Below are 18990 nucleotides of genomic sequence, written 5' to 3' on the forward strand. Positions count from 1 at the left end.
CCCGCCCGTGGGGCATCGCCGTCCGGTCACGCCTGACCGGCGACCGCAGCATCCAGCGTCATCGAGGGCCCCGGAGGGACAGAGGCGTGGGCCCGCTCCCGGCGCGGCAGCAAGGCGATCCGATGCAGTTCCTCCACCCAGGGCGACGGGTAGCTGTCGGTGCCGAAGATCCAGGCGGTGGAGACGCCTCCGTCCTTCGCGTGCAGCAGCACGCGGGCGTCGTGGCCGTCCTTTCCGGCATGGTTGGCGGCCTGCACGGCGGCGATGAGGGCGCCGACCTGACCGTCGAGGAAGGGGCCGTAGCGCTCCCCTTCAAGCATGATGAACCAGCCATCCGTTTGGCATGACACGATGTAATGGGCCGAAAGGCTCATGGGGTCACCCTTTCTTCGTGGCGGTCGTGCCGACCGCGGCACAGGCTGTGGTGAGACGGGTCAGCAGGGCGCCCTGCATCAGACTGGCGTGGCCCGGCGGTGGGTAGCCAGGGGGCAGCCGGTCGGATGGATCGTTGTGGGGTGCCGGATGCCAACGGCGTTCGGCGTCCCCCCAGCGCAGCTGTTCGCGCAGCAGGTCGGCGCCGTGGGGGTATCGCCCGTCGATGGAGTGGAACAGGGTGGTCATGGGCGTTCCTCCGATCGGTGTGCGAATAGCGGGATGCCCGCCATCGGCGGAATTGCCGAATGCGGAGTTTCGGTAGCTGCCCTTGGAACTCCGGTGGCGCCGGCACAGGACCACCGGACAGAACAGGGTTCCCCCGTCGCCGATTGTGCCAGCACGACACTGGCGAAGCCGAGGCGTTCTGCTGCTCTGGCTTCGCGAATGGCTCTGTCGAGCGCATCGGCCTGGTCGATGCAGGGCGGATAGACGAAGCCGTCCGCCCAGATGATCCAACCGGAATGCGTTTTCAAGATGAAGAAGGCGAGCCTTGTCCTGGCATCCATGGGTGCTCTCCGATCGGGGCCGGTCTGCCGGCAATGGCGGCAGCGATCATGCCGTCTGGATCGAGTCACGCCAGGACGAGCTTCAGACCTGAAATCATCAGCAGAAAGAGAGAGCCTGGAGTGGCCTCAGAAGAACCTAACTGGTGATTGAGCAATGTATGTTCAATTAATATTAAGGATAGCTCCTGGGGATCTGATGATCTGCAAGAGCGGGTCGCACCGGCCCCGTCATCCAGTATCTTTCCGGAACTTGCAAAAACCAGCGTTCCTCTGGAGGCCTTGGGCAGCTCAACCTTCGCCTCGGCCACAGCCGGGATGGTTGCGGTCGAGGCAGCAGCTGTCTTGTCGTCCTTATGGGCGGTTCAGGTCCGCCCTTTTCACGCGTTTTTCAAATCAGCGCTTGTTGCCGGGCTTGCCGCCCGACGTGCCGGCGACCGGCTCCACCTTGACATCGGTGCGGCGGGCGACGGCCTCCACGGTCTTTTCCTGTTCGGACGCCGTCTTGGACAGCACGACCTCCTCGACGACGCGGGCCTCCTTGGTGATCTCCGGCATTTCGGAGGTCGCCGTCAGCTCGATGGTCTTGTCATCGAAGGCGGCCTTCTCCTCGTCTGCGCTCAGGGGGCGGTCGACCGTGCGATGCTCCACGTCCACCGCCTCGTCGCGCAGCGTCACGGTTTCCCGGACCGGCGTCTCGCTGACTTGCGAGGTGAGCTTCATCCCGCCCTTGGCGACCCGGCGCTTGCCGATCTCGACCTCCTCCTTCACCGACTGGAGGGTTTCCTGCTCGACGGTGCCGCCATTGCCTGCCTTCTGCACCGCCGGAGCCTCGGGCAGGTCAACGGACCCGTTTTCATTGAGGATGGCTTCCGCCGCGTCGGCGTCCTGGTCGGCGATGTCGGCCGCGACCAGGGTGTGGCCCTGGCGGACGGCCGCGCCATACTGCTCGGCCAGGTCCTTCTCGAAGCCGTGCCCCAGCAGGCCCTGGGCGGCCTTGTCGGCGCTGTCGGCGCCGCCGAAGGTTTCGATGTCCGTTTCCTGGCAGCCCGCCGCGATCAGGGCCTGGAAGGCCTTCTTGGCGGAACCGGTTTCCTTGTAAAGTCCAACGACGATCGTGCTCATGATGCTCTCCAAATGGATTTCAGATGTTCTGGGATGTTCAGGCATTCCGGCCGCTCAGGCCGCGGGAGCGTCCGGTGGCGGGTCCTGGTCGACGACCACCTCCTGACGGCGCACCGTGACGTGGTCGATCATCTTGCGGCTCGTGGTGCGGCGGGTGATCCGGACCTCTTCCACCAGCTTCAGGCGGACCTCCACGACCGCCACCTCCTCGATCACCGAGATGACGGTGGTGTCGCCGTCCTGGCGGTCGGGGATCGGGCCATCGACGAAGCGACCGACAGCGACCCGCTCGACCTCAAGCGTCTCCACCGACAGGTCGGCTTCGACAGGCTGCTCGTGTTCGTGGCTGAGGGTGCGGGCGTGAACCGCTCCGGTCACCTGCGTGCGCTTGTGCACGCTCATCCGCTCTTCGACGGCGAGAAGCGTCTGCGGCCCGTTTTCCGAACTGGTCAACGGAGGTCCTCCTGCGGTTCTGGTGCCGCGGTTCCGCGGGACCAGGAAGCTGGAAAGAGGCTGCTGGATTCCAACGGTGTCAGAGGCCGGGCCGGGCCGGGTTGTACTTGGCGTCTTCCGCAAAGCGGGATGCAGCCTGGGAAATGCGGACATTGACCTCGAAGAAGGCCAGCCAGCCGCCGAGCAGATAGCGGCTGCCCGCCATCATGATGTCCTGCGGACCGTGAGCCCGGAGCATGCTGCTCATCATCTCGTTCTGGCGGTCGACCGCCTGGTTCATGAAGGTGACGGCCTCCGAGAAGACCCCTCCATAACCCGCTGCCAGAGCATTGCCGGATTCCGTCGCCCGCCCGGCTTCCGGAAGACCACCCATGTTGCCGGCGCCGGGCAGCTTCGGCGGCCAGGGCCTCGGCTGCTGGCCGACGCTGCGGGAGGCCTGCGCTGCCGCTGCGCCGGCTTTCGGTGCATGCTCTTCACTGGCGCTGCGGATGCTGGGGCGGATGTTGGGCCTCTTGGATGCCTCGGCACTTGCCGCGGCCTCGTCGCTGGCGCTGTGAATGGTGGGGCGGGTGGTGGGAGTCGGGTGCGTGCCGTCGTCCATATCGTCTCCATGACTGTTCGGGATGGTGGTCGGGTGCTGGCAGGGAGCGCCGGGCTCAACCTGAATGACTTAGACAAATATTATGTTGCGCTGCAAAAAATCAACCGCTTAGGAAATATAATTAGAAAATCCCCACTATAAATCGCATGATAAAAAGAGAGGTGATTTGAAATCATAGGGAACGATTTTCTCCATTCTCTTGGAGTGAAGATATTGTTTCCTGAATAACTGATATATCTGCTTTGAAGTGCCCGGAGGCGATGAAATGGCGACGCTACTTTTTCACATAAGGTGCCGGCGAGCCGCGCCTGTATCTTTTCAAGAGAAATGGCCAGAGCAGGGAGCGTTGCATGCCCGCTAATCCCCGCGACCAGAAGGACGCCGAGCAGATGGTCAAGGCGGAGGAGGCGCGTGGCGGTCCCTTCGTGGTGGCTGCGGAATCCACCCTGATGCCGATGCTGATCGCCGATCCGACCCTGCCGGATGTGCCGATCGTCTTCGTCAATGCCGCGTTCATCAAGCTGAGCGGCTATGCGCGCGAGGAGATCCTTGGCAGGAACTATCACCTCCTGTCAGGCGTCGACACCGACCCGGAGGTGGCACGTGCCATCGACCTGACCGTGCGCGCCGGGGAGGCCATCGTGCGCCCGGTGCAACTCTACCGGAAGGACGGAAAGCGGCTGTGGATGCTCCAGCATGTCGCCCCCGTCTTCGAGGAGGACCGCATCCGCTACCACTTCGCGTCCTTTGTCGACATCACCGAGCGCAAGACGGCGGAAGATGAATTGCGGCAGCTCAACGAGGATCTCGACCGCCGCGTCTCGCTGCGCACCGAGCGGCTGGACGAACTCAACCGCCAGCTCGCCAGTGAAGTCGAGCGCCGCGTCGACGTGGAGCGGGTGCTGCGCAACACGCTTCACGACAAGGATATGCTGCTGCGCGACAAGGACGACCTGATGCGGGAGGTGAACCACCGGGTCAAGAACACCTTGCAGATGGCCTCGTCCTTCCTACGCATCCAAATGAGCATCGCCCAGAGCCAGGAACCGGCCGTCCAGGAGGCGCTGCACAGCGCCGTGGAACGACTGGACCGCATGACCGAGATCCACGAGAAGCTCTACCGGGCGCAGGGGCTGCAGGAGATCGAGTTCGGTGGATATCTGGGGATGCTGTGCCGCGACCTGCTGGCGTCCTTTGGGGCCGCGCACGGCTTGCGGGTGGTCCTGGATATCGATGCCGACGAAGCGTTTCTGAAGCCGGATCAGGCCATCCCGCTCGCCCTGATCGCCAACGAGGCGATGATCAACGCGCTGAAATACGCCTTTCCGGATGGACGCTCCGGCCGCGTCGCCGTCTCATTCCGCCACACGTCACGCAGCCTTCTGTGCATGACCATCGGTGACGATGGCGTCGGCATGCCCGACGAGCGACGCGCAGGTTCGCTCGGCCTCACCCTGATGGAGTTGCTGGCCGAACAGATCGAAGCCAGTGTGACCGTCAGGTCCGACAAGGGCACCACCGTCACGGTGTCAATCCCCGCATGACCGCTCGATAGCGACGATGCCAAACGGCCGGAGCAAGGGGGCCATGACGCTGCATATTCCGACATCCGAGGTTCTGCGCGGCTTGCTGGCCGAGGCGCCGGCGGATTGCGTGACGTTCGGATGGCTGCTGGAAAAACTCCACAAACGCTCCTTCGGCATCGTTCTGCTGCTGCTGGCGCTGATCGGGCTGGCGCCGGGAACATCGCCGGTCGTCGGACTGCTGCTGACCATTCCCGCTCTCCAGATGATCCTGGCGCGCGAGAGTCCGGTTTTTCCCCTGATGATCACGTCCCGGCGCTTTTCGACACAGCGCCTGGTCCGGCTGGTCGATCGTGCCGTGCCGGTGTTGAGGCGGATGGAGACGGTCATACACCCGCGCTGGAAGACGCCGTTCGACGCGACAACGCGCGTGGTCGGGCTGGTCGTTCTCGCATTGACAAGCGTCTTCTTCGTCCCGATTCCCCTGAGCAACATCGTGCCGGCCGTGACGATCATGCTGATCGCCCTGGCTTATCTCGAAGAGGACGGGGTGTTGCTGGCGTTGTCCCTGGCGGCTGCTGCCGCCGTCCTCTTCGTTGCGACTTTCACCATCTGGCAATCGGTCAAGGCGGTCCGGTTCATGGCTTCTTGAGCCGGGCATCGCAACGGCGTCGCCGCGACCTGCCCAGATGGAGTGGGGGGAGGAACGCGCTCCACATTGAGACAATAAAATCATATAGAAATTAAGACAAACGAAGCGCGCTGGATTTCCTGCCAAATAAGTTTAGATGTAAATATCTGAAGTCTATCATTGTGATATAAATTATAGCCACCATATTCATTATGAAGCTCGGAACAGGAGGTTGCGATGACATTCGGAAATACGACGCTATCAGAGTGGTCTGCTTCAGAGCGTGCAGCCTGGGCTTTGTCCGCGCCGAAGTGGAAAAGTATGGCCAATCTGACACTTGGCATGTCAGTCGGCTTTCTTGCAGGGTTGGCGTTCTCGAGCTTCAGCGGATAGCGTGTCTGCTGCAAGATGAACGTCCTGCAAAGACGACGGCTGCACTCGACCACCCGGAGAGCACCTGCAGGACGCCATCCGCCGCAAGCCCGTCAATTCGAACGGGCACCTCCCTCACCATCAAAATGCGATTACCAAGTCATTCGTCCAACCGGCGACCTGACCTGGAGAGCATCTTCAGAAACCGCCGGACACGCACGGGAGCATCTTTCGATGAGCACCGCATTCACCCGCACAACCACCAGGACCGTGACGTTCACCCATTCCTTCGAATTGAACGGCATGGACGGAGTGCAGCCGGCGGGGAGCTACGTCGTGGAAACCGACGAGGAGCTGATCGACTCGCTCTCTTTCCCGGTGTACCGCCGTACTGCGACCTGGATCCATCTGCCGCATGCCGATGGACGCTCCAATGGAGGGTTGGGTATGGCGCAGACAGCGCTCATCGACCCGGATGAACTGGACAGGATCCTGGCATCCGCGGAAACGGAACCCCAGTACGGTTCGCAGGGGCATGGTTCGCAGGGCCGGTGAAACCGGGTCAGGACCGGTCGGGTGACTTCACCCTCATACCGGGATGACTGTCACGGCGAGGAACACACAAGAGCGGTGCAGTCAGTCCAGTTCCTACTGGACCGCACCGGAGAGGAGAAGCCGTCATGCAAGCCACCCACCCAAGCAAGCGCCCGTCGTCGGTCCATTTTCTGCGCGGGAAGATGTTCATTCAGACCGCTTCGGCGGTCCCGGTTGCCGTGAGCATTGCCGATGAGCGGCAACGCCGGCTGGAGCGTGGTGCCCGGCTTCGTGGCTGGGACGACGACGGTGGTGCGCAGCCGCAGAAGCACACCAGGGAGTGAAGCGCTGTTCAATCGAATTTCAAGTCCGATCGCCAATGATCCCAGGCCGTTACGGCGGATTCCTCCCATCCTTTCCTCGCCGGACCCGCGCCACCGCCCCGCGCGTCGCCCGCAGGCGCTCGGTGTAACGGGCTGGCATCACCGGCGAGGACCAGCGTCCCGCCTGCATCAGCCCGGGCAGGTCGACGCCGGCGGCCAGCAAGTCCTGGGCGGCGCCGACGCGCAGGGAATGTCCGCTGAAGCCGACGGCAAGCGGGTCCGCTTCGCCGGTGCGCCGCTCCACCACGCGGCGCACCGCCGCCGGGCTCATCCGTTCGCCGACGCCGCTGCGCGACAGGTGGCAGAACAGGAAAGTCCCTTCCCTGGTGAGTGACCCCTCCCCTCCCGGCTCGGTGGGCCACCGCGGCGCCACTGCCCGCCAAGCGGTGAGTGCCGCCACGGCCTCAGCCGATAGCCAAGCCTCAGCGCCCTGCCCCTCCTGGTCGGTTTTGGAGTGGCGGATTCGGATGGTCGCCTCGCCCGGATGCGCATCCGGGTTCAAGGCAGGATCGACCGGGTGCAGATCGGCCCAGCGCAGAGCCACCAGCTCGTCGGCGCGGGCCAGGGTGTCACGACCGACCAGCAACAGCGCCCGGTCGCGGAGATCGATCGGCTTCAGCGGCTTCGGCCGGTCGGGCTGGGCCGGATCGAGGCGGTCGAGGATCGGGGCCAGAACGGCGTCGGTCAGCGCCGCCGCCTGCCGCCGCTCGGAGCCGACCGCGCGCGCGTGCCCGCGCCGCTCCAGCGTCACGCTCCAGTGCCGGCACGGGTCGGTGTGCCCGGCGGCGCGGTGGATCAGGCTGATCGACGCGAGATAGCGCGCGATGGTCGCTGGCTTGCGGGAGCTGCCGAGATCCCGGATGTAGTGCCCGACCGTTGCTGGCTCGGCTGGCAGCCAGGACAGCCCCTGCTGCCCGCACCAGCCGGCGAACAGCCGAACGTCGGCCTCGGTGGCGCGCAGAGTGGCCTTGGCATAGCCGCGCTGGGCGACGTCCATGAAGCTGTGCAGCGCTGCCATGGCGGCGTCGGCAAGAGCGGGCTTGGGCACCGGCACCGCCACGGCCGACCCGGCGCACGGGTTGGCGAAGCCGCCAGCGGCGTGCCACCAGGCGAGCGAGCTGCGGTAACGCCGCAAGGTGGCGGGGGAGCGGCCGTTTGCGGCAGCCGCCGCGAGGAAAGCGTCCACCGTCTCGCGGCTGGCCGGCATCGCTTGGCGCTTGGTCTGCCCGCACCAGCTCACGAACAGGCGACCGTCACCGAGCAGGGCGCGCCGGGTGGGCGCAGCCATGGAGCGCGCGGAGAAAACCGTGCGCAAGCGCTCGACCTCGGCGGACGTCAGGGTTGGGACCAGAGCGAAGGGAATGGCGGCGTCCGGGGCCGTCGGCGTGCGGTCTGGGAGCATGGCGCCATTCTAGCGTCGCCACGCCTGAGGTTCCACCGGATAGTGATAACACACCGATAACTGTCATTATCAGAACGTTATCAAAAGCCGGATTTCCCGCTTCCCGATGTCGGTGCAGTTAACAAAGATCGTTGCAATCGGCTATCCTGGCGCGGCTGTCCCGGAGCCGCGATGACCGTCCTCTCCCTTCTCCCCGCCCTGCTCGCCGCCGAACGCGCGCTCGGCCGCCTCGACCAAGCGCTCGCCGATCCGGCCCGGCGCCGGCGCCTCGCCGCCGATGCCGCCCGCCGCTCGGCCGCCGCCGTGATCCGCCTCGACGGCCACCGCCTCGACGCCCACGACTTCCAGCGCGCCTTGGCCGCGCCGGAGCATGCCCGGGGCGAGGCCGCCCGCGCCGCCCTGCTGGTGCCGTTGTTCGCCCAGCTGTCGACCGGCCTAACCGCCGCCCTACCGCTGGAGCGCGCTCCCGTCCGGCCCGCGGCGGTCCCGGCCAGGGAGGTAGACCCAGGGGACGTCGTGGCCGCGGTGCGCGCCTCGATCGCCGCCCTGGAGGCGGTCGAGCTCGGGGACGGTGAAGACCTGGAGGACGAAGGCGACGAGGCCGCTGCCCTCCCGCCGCTGCTGACGCCCTGGACCCGGCCCTGGCTGGACGAGCTGCACCGGCGCTGGAGTGTTGCCCAGGGCGGCCGTCCGGTCGGCCTCGGCGAGGCCCGCGCCGCCGATGCCGGTCCGGCGCTGGAGGCGGTGGCGGAAGCCCTGGAGGCCGCTCCCGGCCTGCTCGGGGCTGCGGCGGCGATCCGCGCCCTGGCGCTGCGCCCCGACCCGGGAGCGCCGGAGCGCCAGGGTGCGGACGACGATGCCGAGAGCGCCGCCCTGCGCGCCGCGGTCGCGGTGGAGCGGCCGCCGACCTCCTGGTGGAGCGTGGTGGTCTGGCTCGCCGCCCCCGACCTGGTCCGCGGGGCCTGCCGGCTGCATCATGCCGGACCACCGCTGACGGCGGCCCTCGCCCGCGACGTCACCGGCTACCGGCTTGCCCTGGCCGGGACGGAGAGCGCCTGGACGCGCTGGGTCCTCGACAGCATGCCCGAGCTGGTGGCGCATGAGCTGGAGCGGCTGCGTCAGCTCGATCTGGTGCAGGAGCACTGGGAGACGCGGCTGGCCGCTGCGCCGCGGCGCAGCAGCTCGCGCCTGCCCGACGTGCTGGACTGGCTGCACGACCGTCCGGCCTTCACCATCAGCCGGGTGGCGGGCGAGTTGAAGGGGCGCTGCGGCCTGTCTCTGCGCGGGGTGCATCTGCTGGTGGAGCAGCTCGCCAAGGCCGACGTGGTGCGCGACATCGCCGACCGCGGCGGCGAGCGGCTCTGGGCCTGCGACCTCAGCTTCCTGCCGCCCGGCCGCTGAGCAGCTGGGCCTCATCCAACAGGCCGTGGCGCATGTGGACCGGTGGACCGTGACGCGGGGCCATGAGAAAATCGCAGGCAAACCGGTAAGGCGCTTCTCCATGACGCCGCCAGCCAGCGGCTTCGAACAGGACCACCCGGTTCGGCGAGATCCCAGCATCCATGGCTTGGGCGCCCGCCAGAAGACACCGTCGATGGACCGCCTGTCGGAGCGCCCGAAGAAAGGTGGGGAGCTGATCCTCCAACGCGGCCTCCACCACCAGAACGGTGAGGATGGCGTCGACGAACAGGGCCAGTTGAACGACCCGGGTGTCGATGGTGCCGATGGTGAGGTGGGTCCGGGGAGAAGTCAGCCAACCGTTTACGACCCCCATCCAGCTTTTGATTTCGGAGCCAGCTGCGGACCGCCGGTCGAGCAACTGGGCCGCGGCTTTCACGTCCGCAACCGTCGCGCTCCGCACCTCGGTCACGGGTGCGGAGCGGACGTCGCTGGTCAGGCCGATGGCAAGGGCGCGGGCGGGGGTTATCCGGCTCCAGACCTGAGCATAGGCGCCTACCAAGGCGGAACGGTCGGCTCCGACCGGCCGACGACGCTGTCGTGGTGGCCGCATGGCCTCTTCAATGGACGGCCAGCAGCGAGCCGGCAGCAGAACCGCCGTGTCGAGAGCATCCAGCGATCCCCCCGCCAGGAGCCGTACAAGGAGGGTGCGGGTAGAGCCTGTCGCCGGCGCCACCAACACCTCGTGGGCGGCGGCCAGGGAGGCGCCCACCGCGTGCAATCGCTGACGAAGGGTCCAGGCTGCGTCGTTCGGTTTGCCGCCCAAAGCCCGGAACGCGGTCAGCGCATGCTCGATCAGTTCCGGCCGGTCGATGTCTTCGGCCAGGGCTGCCAGATCTTGAAGCAGCTGTTGTCCCCGGACCACGGTGCGCGAAGCCTTCGCGGCCGGGACGGTGCGAAGATCGGTGCCGCAGCCATGGCAGCGCCACAATGGACGACGCGCCGAACCGTGGAGCGGCACCAGTTCAGCAAGGCACCGCGGGCAACGGTCGTGGAGGAACCGGTTGTGCCGGACGCACACCGCTGCCAGGTCAACCCGCCAGAACCAGGGCAGGTAGGGGCTGGCATCCTCGCGCCAGCACAATGGACAGAAGCGGGGGGCGACAACCGTGCCCGCCCAAGGCCGGCCAATCGGATGGGCAAACCGTTGCAGCGGGCCAATCCGGCCGCGATGGCCGGTCTGGCGTTCCAGGTAGGCGATCAGGCGCGGCGCCTGTTCACGATCCGGATCGGCGACCACTATCCGGCTTTTCAGTCGCAGATGAGTCAGAAAGCTGTCCGGCCCCATCGCGTTGGCGTGGGCCATCCGGGCCAGCCAACTGCTGAACAGCTCGTCTGGAAACGGGACGGGATCGGTGGCCCAGCGCTCTCCGGTCGGACGGCCCCGTTCCAACAGCTCAACCGGGAAAGGTCCGGTGTCCGGGAGGGAGGGCGACGGTGCCATCACCCCAGCCCCAGCAAATCCTGTGCGGAAAACCGTTTGGATGGTGGACGAAACTTCATGTCGTCGAACAGCGCCACGGTGATCCGCTCCTCGCCGCGGCGCACAGCTTCGACCGCGGTCGCCGTGACGGTCTGCACGATGTCGCCGATCAACCCTTCGGATGTCAGAAAGATGCGCTTGGCCAGCGTGTCCTCCGTCAAGTCCGATTTCCGGCGCAGTGGCAGGCTGAGGACCAGGCTGTTCAGAAGGCGGGCATAATCGGCATCGTATTGCCAACGGGGCAGTGGGGCGCTTGTCAGGCGGGTGCGCAGTTCTCCGTCGTTGTGGATCACCTCCGCCAGCGACCGGTCACCGATCAGCACGGGTGAAATATCCCACTCATGCCCCATCACGCGCAGCAGGGTGTGAAATTCCTTGGCACCGCTGCCGCGGAAGCCGTGGTGCGCGTCATCGAAGATGATGACGCGGGGTTCGTATTCTCCGAACAGATCCATCATCTGCTGGCGCCGGCCATCGATCGTGCGGTTGGTCGGGTCCGGCACGCGGCCCATCGCCCGGATGAGGCCGGACAGGAACTCCGCGCGGGAGGGTTCGCTGGGCATCTGATAGTAGTAGACGGGGCGCATTTGGACCGACGGCGTTTTCAGGAAGCGATCCGCAACCATGGTTTTGCCGTTGCGGAACGGGCCGCACACCGCGACCCCCGTGGTTCGGGTGGATTTCGGTCGCTCCCGGAGTCTCACGAGGTCGGTCAGGGCTCTCACGGCGGCCGGATAGCCAATCCACCGCGTTTCCCCCAGGTACAGGCAGCGCTCCTCATCGCTGAGGGTTTCAAGCCGCTGTCGTGCGTCCTCGTTCAGATGGTCGGTCATGACGCCCCCCAGTGCTCGACCTCGAAACTGTCATCCGTCGCCGGCAAGACCCCCAGACCGTCTCCGGTGGTCTTGAGACGGTTGATCTCCATATCCGCCGCATAGGGTTTGGGGGCCTCACTGGCGACGCGCGCCGCCAGGGCGTCGCTGGCCGCCTTCCGGCTGACCCGCGCTTTGCGAGGCCGTGGGGGCGGAGTCAGCGCCTCGTCCACCATTTCGCGTGATTTCCCTCGCTCCGCCCAGGAGGTGCCCGCCTCCTGGCGCTCCCGGCCATTCTGGGCGTCCAGTTCCCAGGCCGTCATGGGGGTCAGCACGCCGTCGGCGCGGGGGACCGTGAGCCATTGCATCAGCGTTGGGTGCCACAGGTAGATGTGGCTGACGTCATTACGGTTGACCTTGATCCGTAGCTTTTCGCGTCCGCGGTTGGCGTAAAGCTCGGCCAGCCGGACATCGTCCGGCTTCCAGTAAAAGAGGCTAAAGGCCGCAATGCCTTTGCTGGACAAGCTGCATGTGCTTTCCGGCAGGAAAGCGAGTTGCACCTCTTCCCAGTCGACGGTCAGGAGATGCTCGGGAATGCGGGAGGCGTGCTTGCTCCATTCAAGATCAGGGCGCTTACGGGTTTTCTCATCCATTTCCCCGTTGCAGATGCGGAACGCGGTGATGGCCGCCGCCTTCTCGATCTGCTCATAGGTGAGGCAGGCGCGTTCCTCGGCGGGATAGTCTCCTCGGTCGGCAACGGACCGGCCGGTCTGCCCGCGGGCCTTGCGGAGCTGCTGGTTGATTGATCCCTGCAGGCGCTCGACCACGTTGCGGATATGCGGCTCACCATGCCGGGGGTCCACCGTGATGCGCAAATCCTCGAGGCCGCGGTGGCCTTTCAGAGCCTTGTACCAGGCCGCCCGATCCGAAATGATGCGCTCTGGCCGGCCGAAAATATCCGTGGCTTCGATGCCGAACTTCTGAAAATACGCTCTCTTCGGGCGGATGGCGTGCTGAAGGCACAGTCCGATCGCCTCCCGGTTGGCCGAGCGCGGCCACAGCCAGAAGCCCAGGATCATGTGGGTCAGCACGTCGACCAGAACGATGAGCCAAAGCCGCTTCAGCAGATGGCCCGCGTCGTCAACAGCGAGTACGTCGATTTCCGTCTCGTCGATCTGGCAGATTTGCAGAGGATAGTCCGGCACCAGCGAACCGCCCCGGTGCCGATGCTTGCGCACTCTGACGGTCTCGCCACGCCGACGTGCCACCTCTTCGGCCGTCCAGTGCTTCCAGAGACGGCTCTTCACCGTGTTGAACGAGACCGGCTTCAGCCCAGCACCTTCCAGGCGCCCATTGATCACGATGGTGGCCTCGTTCAGGGAGCACCCTTCAGGAGTCAGATACTTGTCGTCGAGGACGGTCCGGACGATGGTCTCGGCTTCTGACGGCAATCTGGGACCACGCCCCGAATCGTCGCGCAGAAGGTCGCGGACCAAGCGGCGCCGGCCGTATTTGCGCAGATGGCTGCGGATCGTCTGAGGCGTCCGTTTGAGACGGGCGGCAAGATCATTGACGGCGGCGGCCCGTGCTTCGCTCTTCGGAGAGGTGCGGTCCAGGATGCGGTCGAGCTGTGTGGCCAAGCGCTCGGCCTCGGACCAGCGCGGGTCATCGGGTGGATCGTCGGATCGCCGTCCCATGCCCCAGAGGCCCTCCCGCGAAAGCGTTCGGCAGCAAGAAGTTTTTCAGCCGCAAATTCTGCATGGAGCCTGTTGATTCGTCGATACGACCTTGGTCAGGCAGCATGAAGATTTTCAGGAGAAAGCGACAGCCTGTCTGGCGGTCTCCCGCTTTCTCGCCGCGAAGGGGATGACGCCGCTGCCGCTGCCCTGCCTGACCGGGGTCGAGGCGATCCGCCGCGCCGAACCGGGCGGGGTCTGGCTGGTGGACTTCCTCGACGGCATGGCGCGGCAGGCGGAGCAGGGGGAAGAGAGCCTCGTCGCGCTGCTGCATCGCTGGCGCGGCTGGCGCCGGCGCGTCGGCGACCGGCGCAGCGACGCCCGCATCCGCCGCGCCGTCGACGCCATGGCGGCGGAAGGGGTGATGAGCCCGGCCCGGCTGGCGGCGCGGCTGCGTTGCGCCACCAGCGCGGCGACCGGCCTGCTGGAGGAGTTGCAGCGGCTGGAAATCGCCGTGGAGATCACCCGCCGGCGCAGCCACCGGGTGTTCGTCGCCGCCGATCTGGCGCCGATGCTGGGGGAGGTGGCGCCGCGATCCGCAGCGGCCGCCGCCGGAGCCGTTCCCGTGGCCGCGCCCGCGGCCTCACCCGTGGCGCCCGCCGAGCCGGACCACTGGGTGGAGCCGGCCGAGGGCGTCGACGATGCGCTCGCGAACCTGGAGCGCATCCTGAAGCGGCAGGACCCGCTGCTCGCCCGCTATGGCCGGACCGTGGGGGACGGATAGGCAAAGCGGTCGTTCACCCTGAGCGGCCCGATCTCACACGCGATCAGCCCTGTACCGCACATGATCGATCAGCGCGCGCAGCTTGGGGGCCAGGTTCCGGCGATCGGCGAAATAGAGGAAGAAGCCCGGAAAGGGCGGGCAGAACGCCTCCAGCAGGGCGACCAGCTCGCCCCGCTGCAGATAGGGGCGGAAGGTCTCCTCCATGCCGAAGGTCAGGCCGCCGCCGGCGCAGGCGGTCCGCAGCATGAGCCACATGTCGTTGGTCGTGATCCGCGGGCTCACCGCCACGTCGAACTCCCGGCCATTCTCCTCGAACTCCCAGCGGTAGGGGGCCACCCGCGGCGACGGGCGCCAGCCGATGCAGCGGTGGCGTGGCAACTCGCTCGGGTGCTGCGGGGCGCCAAAGCGCTCCAGATAGGAGGGGGCGGCCACGACCATCTGCCGCTGGTCGCCGGAGACGGGCACCGCGATCATGTCCTGTTCGATCACCTCGCCCAGCCGCACGCCGGCGTCGTAGCCCTCGGCGACGATGTCGAACTCCTCGTCCGTCACGGTGACGTCGAGCTGCAGGCCGGGATGGGCCTGGATGAAACCGGCCAGCAGCGGGCCGGCGATGAAGCGTTCGGCGATGGAGGAGACGGCGAGCCGCAGCCGGCCGGTCGGCTCGGCCTCGCGGTCGCGGGTGGCGTCGAGCGCGAGGCCGACCTCGGCGACGGCCGGCGCGACGCGGCGGTGCAGCCGCTCGCCGGCCTCGGTCAGGCTGACGCTGCGGGTCGTGCGCTGGACCAGCGCCACCCCCAGCCGGTCCTCCATCCGCCGGATCGTCTGGCTCACCGCGGAGCGGGTGACGCCCAGCCGCTCCGCGGCGGCGCGGAAGCTCCGCGTCTCCGCGACGGCCAGGAAGACGGATATGCCGGTCAGATCGGTGGTCATTGGTTAGCTCAGCTTACCAAGCTGGTCAGCATTGGGCAATTGTCCGTCGCCGGCACGCCATCCATCTGTCCTTGCGACTGAAAACGGAGGAACCGATGACACAGACACCTGCCCGTTGGGATCTCACCGGCCGCGTGGCCGTGGTGACGGGGGCGGCGCGCGGGATCGGCCGCGCGACCGCGGAGCTTCTGCGCGACCGCGGTGCCCGCATCGTCGCCAGCGACCGCTCCGACGAGGTTCACGCCCTGGCGGCCGAAGACGTCGCGACGCTGACCGGCGACGCGGCGGAGGAGGACACCGCCCGGCGCACCATGGCGTTGGCGGTCGAACGCTTCGGCCGGCTCGACATCCTCGTCAACAACGCCGGGCGGACGCTCAACAAGCCGCTGGTCGAGACGACCGCCGCGGACTTCGACGCCATCCTGGCGGTGAACGCGCGCGGCAACTTCCTGCACGCGCGGGAGGCGATGAAGGTCATGGCCGACGGCGGCGCCATCGTCACCGTCGCGTCCGTCTCCTCGGTCGTCGCCTTCGAAACGCAGGCGGCCTACGCCTCCTCCAAGGGGGCGGTCGCGCAGTTGATGCGGGTGATCGCCCTGGAAGGCGGCCGGCGCGGCATCCGCTCCAACGCGGTGGCGCCGGGCGTGATCGAGACGGACATCATGGAGGGCGTGGTGGAGGGCGACGGCCGCGCCATGCTGCGGAGCTTCGGCGACCAACACCCGATCGGCCGCATCGGCCAGCCGCAGGAGGTGGCGGAGGCCATCGCCTTCCTCGCCTCCCCCGCCGCCAGCTTCATCACCGGCGCCATGCTGATGGTGGATGGCGGCTGGACGGCGCAGTGAAACCGAACGGTCACCGGAAGGGAGGGTCTCAGGACCGCTCCCGACCGGCACCGCAGAACGAGGAGACCGGCATGACGCACGCCTATGTTGGCCTGTGGGTGTCCGAGGACGGCCACGTCCGCCACGAGCTTCTCCCGAACGGCCGCTACGACGAGGCGCGCGGTGCGCGCCGGAGCGCCTATCAGGGGCGCTGGGCGGTCACCGGCACCCACATCGACTATTGGGACGACACCGGCTTCACCGCCGACGGCACCTTCGTCGACGAGAACACCCTCCATCACGGCGGGATGGTCTTTCGCCGGCGCCGGGGCACAGGCTGAGGAGCGCGCGATGGATGTTCGCTGAACAACGCTACGCTGGAACCCGAGAGGCCGCCGTGCCGGCCCAATGGTGAGGGCGATCAGGTCGTTGGTGCGACGCTTTTCAGATATGTGGCTGGCGGCTTCCCAAGCGCCTTTTTGAACATCGTGATGAAGGCCGTCACCGACTCATAGCCAAGATCGGCCGAAATGTTCTGGACGCTGGCACCAGAGGCCAGTTCCCGGATCGCGACGATCAGGTGCATCTGCTGACGCCAGCGTCCAAACGTCAGACCGGTCTCCTTGATCACGAGGCGGGCAAGACTGCTCTCGCTGAGCGCGACATGCTCAGCCCATTGAGCCAGGGTCCGACGGTCGGCGGGGTTTTGCGCCAACGCGGAGGCGATCCGCGTCAAGCGCGGCTCGGTGGAGAGCGGCAGGTGCACGCGCTGGACCGGCATGCGCGGCAACTCACCGAGAAGGAAGCCGATGAGACGCTCTTGCCTGAGAGCGTCAGCCTGCAGGGTGTCGGACAAATCGAGGATCACCTCGCGCAGCAGCGGCGACAGCGACATGGTGCAGCACCGGTCCGGCAGCGCGACCACGTCCGGTTCGATGTAAACGAAAAAGAGCCGTGCGGTCGCGGTCGCGCGATTGCTGTGCGCCAAGCCGCTCGGAATCCAGACGCCGCAGTGGGGTGGGACCATCCACAGCCCGGTGGGAACACGGCAGGTGACGCTGCCTCCCAGCGAGACCACAAGCTGTCCCTTTCGGTGCCTGTGGTCCGGCACCTCCGCCCGCGTCCCATCGGCGCCAACACGCACGGCGATGACCGCAGCGGAGCGATCATCCACATCGAGGTCGGGCCAAGGATAACGGAGAGGCTGCTTCATCGATGACGGTTTTTAGCGATTGATTGCAGCTATAGCTAAATTCATCCGGCTGGAAAATCAATAAAGTCAGGCCAGCGGAGGACGCGCGGGCGTCGGCTCAGGCAAGCACGGAGCCGACGGGCCCTCCGTCGAACCGGGATGTCGGTGGAGCATTTCGGCGCTGCGGCGGGACCGACGCCCAAACCGGAGGAGATCCGACATGCACAGCTCCCTGGCCCCGAACGCCGTCGAACTTGGTCGACAGGTCCGCACGCAGGCGGGCGACGTCCGTGGCAACGACCGCGATGCAAAAGGCGTGTTGGCATTCAAGGGCATCCCGTACGCGGCACCGCCGGTGGGGCCGCTCCGCTGGCGCGCGCCGCAGCCGCCGATCCCGTGGAGCGGCGTGCGCGACGCGCTGACATTTGGCGCAGCGTGCCTGTCGGCGCTCGACGATGATCCCAGACCCGGGCCTCGTGACGAGGACTGTCTCTACCTGAATGTCTGGACCGCGGCGAAGGACGCCGACGAGAGGCGGCCGGTGATGGTGTGGTTTCACGGGGGCGGCTTCCAGTTCGGCTCCTCGGCCAATCCCGCCACCGACGGGGGCCTGCTGGCAGCCCACGGGGTTGTGGTCGTCAGCTTCAATTATCGCCTTGGCATCTTTGGCTTTCTTGCCCATCCCGACCTCGACGCGGAGGGGCCCTCGGGCAACTACGGCCTGCAGGATCAACTGGCGGCGCTGCGGTGGGTCAACGCCAACATCGCCGCCTTCGGCGGCGATCCCGACAACATCACCGTGTTCGGGGAATCCGCCGGCGCCATGGCCATCGGCATGGTGATGGCGTCACCGCTCGCGCATGGGCTGTTCCACAAAGCCATCGGACAAAGCGGTGCGTTTTGGGATGGCAAACACGGGCCGCTTCAAGGTTTCGACGAAGCCCGCGCCCGCGGCCTCGCTTTTGCGCGTCGACAGGGCAAGGCCTCCAGCGCCGCGTTGCGCGCCATGCCGGCAGACCGGCTGAACGCCGCCGCGTCCTGGAGCTTCAAAGTCAGCCCCATCGTGGAGGCGTTCTCACCGAGCGTCGATCATCATGTGGTCCCGGACCTGCCCGCCCGGCGTTTCCTGCGCGGCGAGCAGATGCACATCCCCCTGCTTGCCGGCTGGAATTCAGCCGAGGGATACCCGTTCGCCTCGCAATCGCTCCCTGATCAATCGCCGGACGCGTTCCGCGCCGCCGCCGAGACGATGTTTGGCAAGGAACGCTTGGCGGAGTTCCTGACGCTATACCCCGCCGGTGACGAGGCGCAGACCAAGGCTTCCGCCGGCGCGCTCACGGGCGACTGTGTGATCAGCGAACAGTGCTGGCAGTGGCTGCGGCTCCATCGTCACAGTGGTCGCGCACCGGTCTACGGATACCTGTTCCGCTACACGTCGGCCTACACGCCGATCGCCTCGCACGTCACCGAAATCCCTTTTGTCTTTGGCACGTTGACCGCGCAACAGGTGATCGGCTGCACCACGCCTCCCGGCGAAGCGGATCGCGCTCTGGCGCGGACGCTGATGAGCTACTGGGTGAACTTCGCAACGCGGGGTGATCCCAACGGATCCGGCCTGCCACGATGGCCGGCGTACGACGAGAACGATGTCGTGCAGATCATCGACACCACCATCGAACCACGCCCCAACCCGCAAGCCGCTCGCTTCCACTTCCTGAGCAGTTTCAGGCAAAACGGCAGTCTGCCGATGCGCTGGCGGGACTTGCGGTAGCGAGGGCAGGGGCTCGCTCGGTAAGGTGCCGGCCGCCGGGCGATTGTGGCGAGGATCGCGGCCAAGGTCTCTGGACGCGGCGACCTTGTCCCCCT

22 protein-coding genes are annotated in these 18990 nt (G+C 66.7%); 9 read left to right on the forward strand and 13 right to left on the reverse strand.

The genetic code is table 11. The features are described from left to right. Nucleotides 1-26: 26 nt before the first annotated feature. The 6 genes from TSO352_RS00275 to TSO352_RS00300 form a co-directional block, all read right to left on the reverse strand. On the reverse strand, nucleotides 27-374 hold the full coding sequence (locus tag TSO352_RS00275) for a hypothetical protein (protein ID WP_109105406.1): 348 nt from the start codon (nucleotides 372-374) through the stop codon (nucleotides 27-29). Between the two features lie 4 nt (nucleotides 375-378). Then, nucleotides 379-621: a hypothetical protein gene (locus TSO352_RS00280; RefSeq protein WP_109105407.1), complete on the reverse strand. Its 243-nt coding sequence runs from the start codon at nucleotides 619-621 to the stop codon at nucleotides 379-381. Further along, on the reverse strand, nucleotides 618-941 hold the full coding sequence (locus TSO352_RS00285; protein WP_199231441.1) for a hypothetical protein: 324 nt from the start codon (nucleotides 939-941) through the stop codon (nucleotides 618-620). Before TSO352_RS00285 ends, TSO352_RS00280 begins: the two co-directional genes overlap by 4 nt. Nucleotides 942-1334: 393 nt before the next feature. Continuing rightward, nucleotides 1335-2063: a YsnF/AvaK domain-containing protein gene (locus TSO352_RS00290; RefSeq protein WP_109105472.1), complete on the reverse strand. Its 729-nt coding sequence runs from the start codon at nucleotides 2061-2063 to the stop codon at nucleotides 1335-1337. Nucleotides 2064-2117: 54 nt separating this feature from the next. Next, nucleotides 2118-2516, reverse strand: a complete 399-nt coding sequence (locus TSO352_RS00295) for a YsnF/AvaK domain-containing protein (protein ID WP_109105408.1) — start codon at nucleotides 2514-2516, stop codon at nucleotides 2118-2120. 79 nt (nucleotides 2517-2595) lie between these two features. Then, nucleotides 2596-3117, reverse strand: a complete 522-nt coding sequence (locus TSO352_RS00300) for a hypothetical protein (RefSeq protein WP_109105409.1) — start codon at nucleotides 3115-3117, stop codon at nucleotides 2596-2598. A 389-nt stretch (nucleotides 3118-3506) separates the two neighbouring features. On the opposite strand from TSO352_RS00300, the gene TSO352_RS00305 reads away from it, so the two are divergent. After that, the gene (locus tag TSO352_RS00305) at nucleotides 3507-4661 is read left to right on the forward strand and encodes a histidine kinase dimerization/phosphoacceptor domain -containing protein (protein ID WP_109105410.1); all 1155 of its coding nucleotides are present in this window, start codon (nucleotides 3507-3509) and stop codon (nucleotides 4659-4661) included. A 43-nt stretch (nucleotides 4662-4704) separates the two neighbouring features. Then, nucleotides 4705-5292 (forward strand): exopolysaccharide biosynthesis protein, encoded by a 588-nt coding sequence (locus tag TSO352_RS00310; RefSeq protein ID WP_247871802.1) that lies wholly within the window; start codon nucleotides 4705-4707, stop codon nucleotides 5290-5292. Between the two features lie 80 nt (nucleotides 5293-5372). Here TSO352_RS00310 and TSO352_RS32795 read toward each other — a convergent pair whose 3' ends face one another. Next, the gene (locus tag TSO352_RS32795; protein ID WP_146210673.1) at nucleotides 5373-5678 is read right to left on the reverse strand and encodes a hypothetical protein; all 306 of its coding nucleotides are present in this window, start codon (nucleotides 5676-5678) and stop codon (nucleotides 5373-5375) included. Nucleotides 5679-5877: 199 nt separating this feature from the next. Here TSO352_RS32795 and TSO352_RS00315 point away from each other — a divergent pair, with 199 nt between their 5' ends. Beyond that, nucleotides 5878-6198, forward strand: coding sequence for a hypothetical protein (locus TSO352_RS00315; RefSeq protein ID WP_109105412.1), 321 nt, complete (start codon nucleotides 5878-5880; stop codon nucleotides 6196-6198). Nucleotides 6199-6323: 125 nt separating this feature from the next. Continuing rightward, entirely contained in the window at nucleotides 6324-6521 is a 198-nt protein-coding gene (locus tag TSO352_RS00320) for a hypothetical protein (RefSeq protein ID WP_109105413.1), read from the forward strand. A gap of 49 nt (nucleotides 6522-6570) precedes the next feature. On the opposite strand, the gene TSO352_RS00325 is transcribed toward TSO352_RS00320, so the two are convergent. Continuing rightward, a complete protein-coding gene (locus TSO352_RS00325; protein WP_158284484.1) occupies nucleotides 6571-7848 on the reverse strand; it encodes a tyrosine-type recombinase/integrase in 1278 nt (425 codons plus the stop codon). A gap of 285 nt (nucleotides 7849-8133) precedes the next feature. Here TSO352_RS00325 and TSO352_RS00330 point away from each other — a divergent pair, with 285 nt between their 5' ends. Then, a complete protein-coding gene (locus tag TSO352_RS00330) occupies nucleotides 8134-9363 on the forward strand; it encodes a hypothetical protein (protein ID WP_109105415.1) in 1230 nt (409 codons plus the stop codon). Here the strand turns inward: TSO352_RS00330 and TSO352_RS00335 are convergent. From TSO352_RS00335 to TSO352_RS00345, 3 genes are read right to left on the reverse strand one after another with little or no spacing between them, the layout of a single operon-like run. After that, on the reverse strand, nucleotides 9338-10864 hold the full coding sequence (locus TSO352_RS00335) for a TniQ family protein (RefSeq protein ID WP_109105416.1): 1527 nt from the start codon (nucleotides 10862-10864) through the stop codon (nucleotides 9338-9340). The genes TSO352_RS00330 and TSO352_RS00335 overlap by 26 nt on opposite strands. After that, complete coding sequence (locus TSO352_RS00340) at nucleotides 10864-11736, reverse strand: TniB family NTP-binding protein (protein ID WP_109105417.1); 873 nt, start codon at nucleotides 11734-11736, stop codon at nucleotides 10864-10866. The genes TSO352_RS00335 and TSO352_RS00340 overlap by 1 nt, the downstream gene beginning before the upstream one ends. After that, nucleotides 11733-13412, reverse strand: coding sequence for a DDE-type integrase/transposase/recombinase (locus TSO352_RS00345; RefSeq protein WP_109105418.1), 1680 nt, complete (start codon nucleotides 13410-13412; stop codon nucleotides 11733-11735). The genes TSO352_RS00340 and TSO352_RS00345 overlap by 4 nt, the downstream gene beginning before the upstream one ends. Nucleotides 13413-13581: 169 nt before the next feature. On the opposite strand from TSO352_RS00345, the gene TSO352_RS33065 reads away from it, so the two are divergent. Continuing rightward, complete coding sequence (locus tag TSO352_RS33065) at nucleotides 13582-14175, forward strand: hypothetical protein (protein WP_158284485.1); 594 nt, start codon at nucleotides 13582-13584, stop codon at nucleotides 14173-14175. A gap of 33 nt (nucleotides 14176-14208) precedes the next feature. On the opposite strand, the gene TSO352_RS00355 is transcribed toward TSO352_RS33065, so the two are convergent. Continuing rightward, the gene (locus tag TSO352_RS00355) at nucleotides 14209-15108 is read right to left on the reverse strand and encodes a LysR family transcriptional regulator (RefSeq protein WP_109105419.1); all 900 of its coding nucleotides are present in this window, start codon (nucleotides 15106-15108) and stop codon (nucleotides 14209-14211) included. Nucleotides 15109-15203: 95 nt separating this feature from the next. Between TSO352_RS00355 and TSO352_RS00360 the strand changes: the two genes are divergently transcribed. Together TSO352_RS00360 and TSO352_RS00365 are read left to right on the forward strand one after the other, a co-directional pair. Continuing rightward, a complete protein-coding gene (locus TSO352_RS00360) occupies nucleotides 15204-15953 on the forward strand; it encodes an SDR family oxidoreductase (RefSeq protein ID WP_109105420.1) in 750 nt (249 codons plus the stop codon). A gap of 71 nt (nucleotides 15954-16024) precedes the next feature. Then, on the forward strand, nucleotides 16025-16273 hold the full coding sequence (locus TSO352_RS00365) for an Atu4866 domain-containing protein (protein ID WP_109105421.1): 249 nt from the start codon (nucleotides 16025-16027) through the stop codon (nucleotides 16271-16273). Nucleotides 16274-16353: 80 nt separating this feature from the next. Here TSO352_RS00365 and TSO352_RS00370 read toward each other — a convergent pair whose 3' ends face one another. Then, entirely contained in the window at nucleotides 16354-17145 is a 792-nt protein-coding gene (locus TSO352_RS00370; protein WP_109105422.1) for a helix-turn-helix transcriptional regulator, read from the reverse strand. 199 nt (nucleotides 17146-17344) lie between these two features. Here TSO352_RS00370 and TSO352_RS00375 point away from each other — a divergent pair, with 199 nt between their 5' ends. Next, nucleotides 17345-18895, forward strand: a complete 1551-nt coding sequence (locus tag TSO352_RS00375; RefSeq protein WP_109105423.1) for a carboxylesterase family protein — start codon at nucleotides 17345-17347, stop codon at nucleotides 18893-18895. The last annotated feature ends 95 nt before the right edge of the window (nucleotides 18896-18990 follow it).

The sequence above is a fragment of the Azospirillum sp. TSO35-2 genome, from assembly GCF_003116095.1.
Taxonomy (GTDB): Bacteria; Pseudomonadota; Alphaproteobacteria; order Azospirillales; family Azospirillaceae; genus Azospirillum.

Coding starts and splice junctions, on each gene's coding strand:
- TSO352_RS00300 (WP_109105409.1), bottom strand. CDS start 3,117: ATGGACGACGGCACGCACCCGACTCCCACCACCCGCCCCACCATTCAC.
- TSO352_RS00340 (WP_109105417.1), bottom strand. CDS start 11,736: ATGACCGACCATCTGAACGAGGACGCACGACAGCGGCTTGAAACCCTC.
- TSO352_RS00365 (WP_109105421.1), top strand. CDS start 16,025: ATGACGCACGCCTATGTTGGCCTGTGGGTGTCCGAGGACGGCCACGTC.
- TSO352_RS00280 (WP_109105407.1), bottom strand. CDS start 621: ATGACCACCCTGTTCCACTCCATCGACGGGCGATACCCCCACGGCGCC.
- TSO352_RS00345 (WP_109105418.1), bottom strand. CDS start 13,412: ATGGGACGGCGATCCGACGATCCACCCGATGACCCGCGCTGGTCCGAG.
- TSO352_RS00375 (WP_109105423.1), top strand. CDS start 17,345: ATGCACAGCTCCCTGGCCCCGAACGCCGTCGAACTTGGTCGACAGGTC.
- TSO352_RS00335 (WP_109105416.1), bottom strand. CDS start 10,864: ATGGCACCGTCGCCCTCCCTCCCGGACACCGGACCTTTCCCGGTTGAG.
- TSO352_RS00315 (WP_109105412.1), top strand. CDS start 5,878: ATGAGCACCGCATTCACCCGCACAACCACCAGGACCGTGACGTTCACC.
- TSO352_RS00360 (WP_109105420.1), top strand. CDS start 15,204: ATGACACAGACACCTGCCCGTTGGGATCTCACCGGCCGCGTGGCCGTG.
- TSO352_RS33065 (WP_158284485.1), top strand. CDS start 13,582: ATGACGCCGCTGCCGCTGCCCTGCCTGACCGGGGTCGAGGCGATCCGC.
- TSO352_RS00275 (WP_109105406.1), bottom strand. CDS start 374: ATGAGCCTTTCGGCCCATTACATCGTGTCATGCCAAACGGATGGCTGG.
- TSO352_RS00355 (WP_109105419.1), bottom strand. CDS start 15,108: ATGACCACCGATCTGACCGGCATATCCGTCTTCCTGGCCGTCGCGGAG.
- TSO352_RS00305 (WP_109105410.1), top strand. CDS start 3,507: ATGGTCAAGGCGGAGGAGGCGCGTGGCGGTCCCTTCGTGGTGGCTGCG.
- TSO352_RS00325 (WP_158284484.1), bottom strand. CDS start 7,848: ATGGCTGCGCCCACCCGGCGCGCCCTGCTCGGTGACGGTCGCCTGTTC.
- TSO352_RS00290 (WP_109105472.1), bottom strand. CDS start 2,063: ATGAGCACGATCGTCGTTGGACTTTACAAGGAAACCGGTTCCGCCAAG.
- TSO352_RS00370 (WP_109105422.1), bottom strand. CDS start 17,145: ATGAAGCAGCCTCTCCGTTATCCTTGGCCCGACCTCGATGTGGATGAT.
- TSO352_RS00330 (WP_109105415.1), top strand. CDS start 8,134: ATGACCGTCCTCTCCCTTCTCCCCGCCCTGCTCGCCGCCGAACGCGCG.
- TSO352_RS00285 (WP_199231441.1), bottom strand. CDS start 941: ATGGATGCCAGGACAAGGCTCGCCTTCTTCATCTTGAAAACGCATTCC.
- TSO352_RS00310 (WP_247871802.1), top strand. CDS start 4,705: ATGACGCTGCATATTCCGACATCCGAGGTTCTGCGCGGCTTGCTGGCC.
- TSO352_RS00320 (WP_109105413.1), top strand. CDS start 6,324: ATGCAAGCCACCCACCCAAGCAAGCGCCCGTCGTCGGTCCATTTTCTG.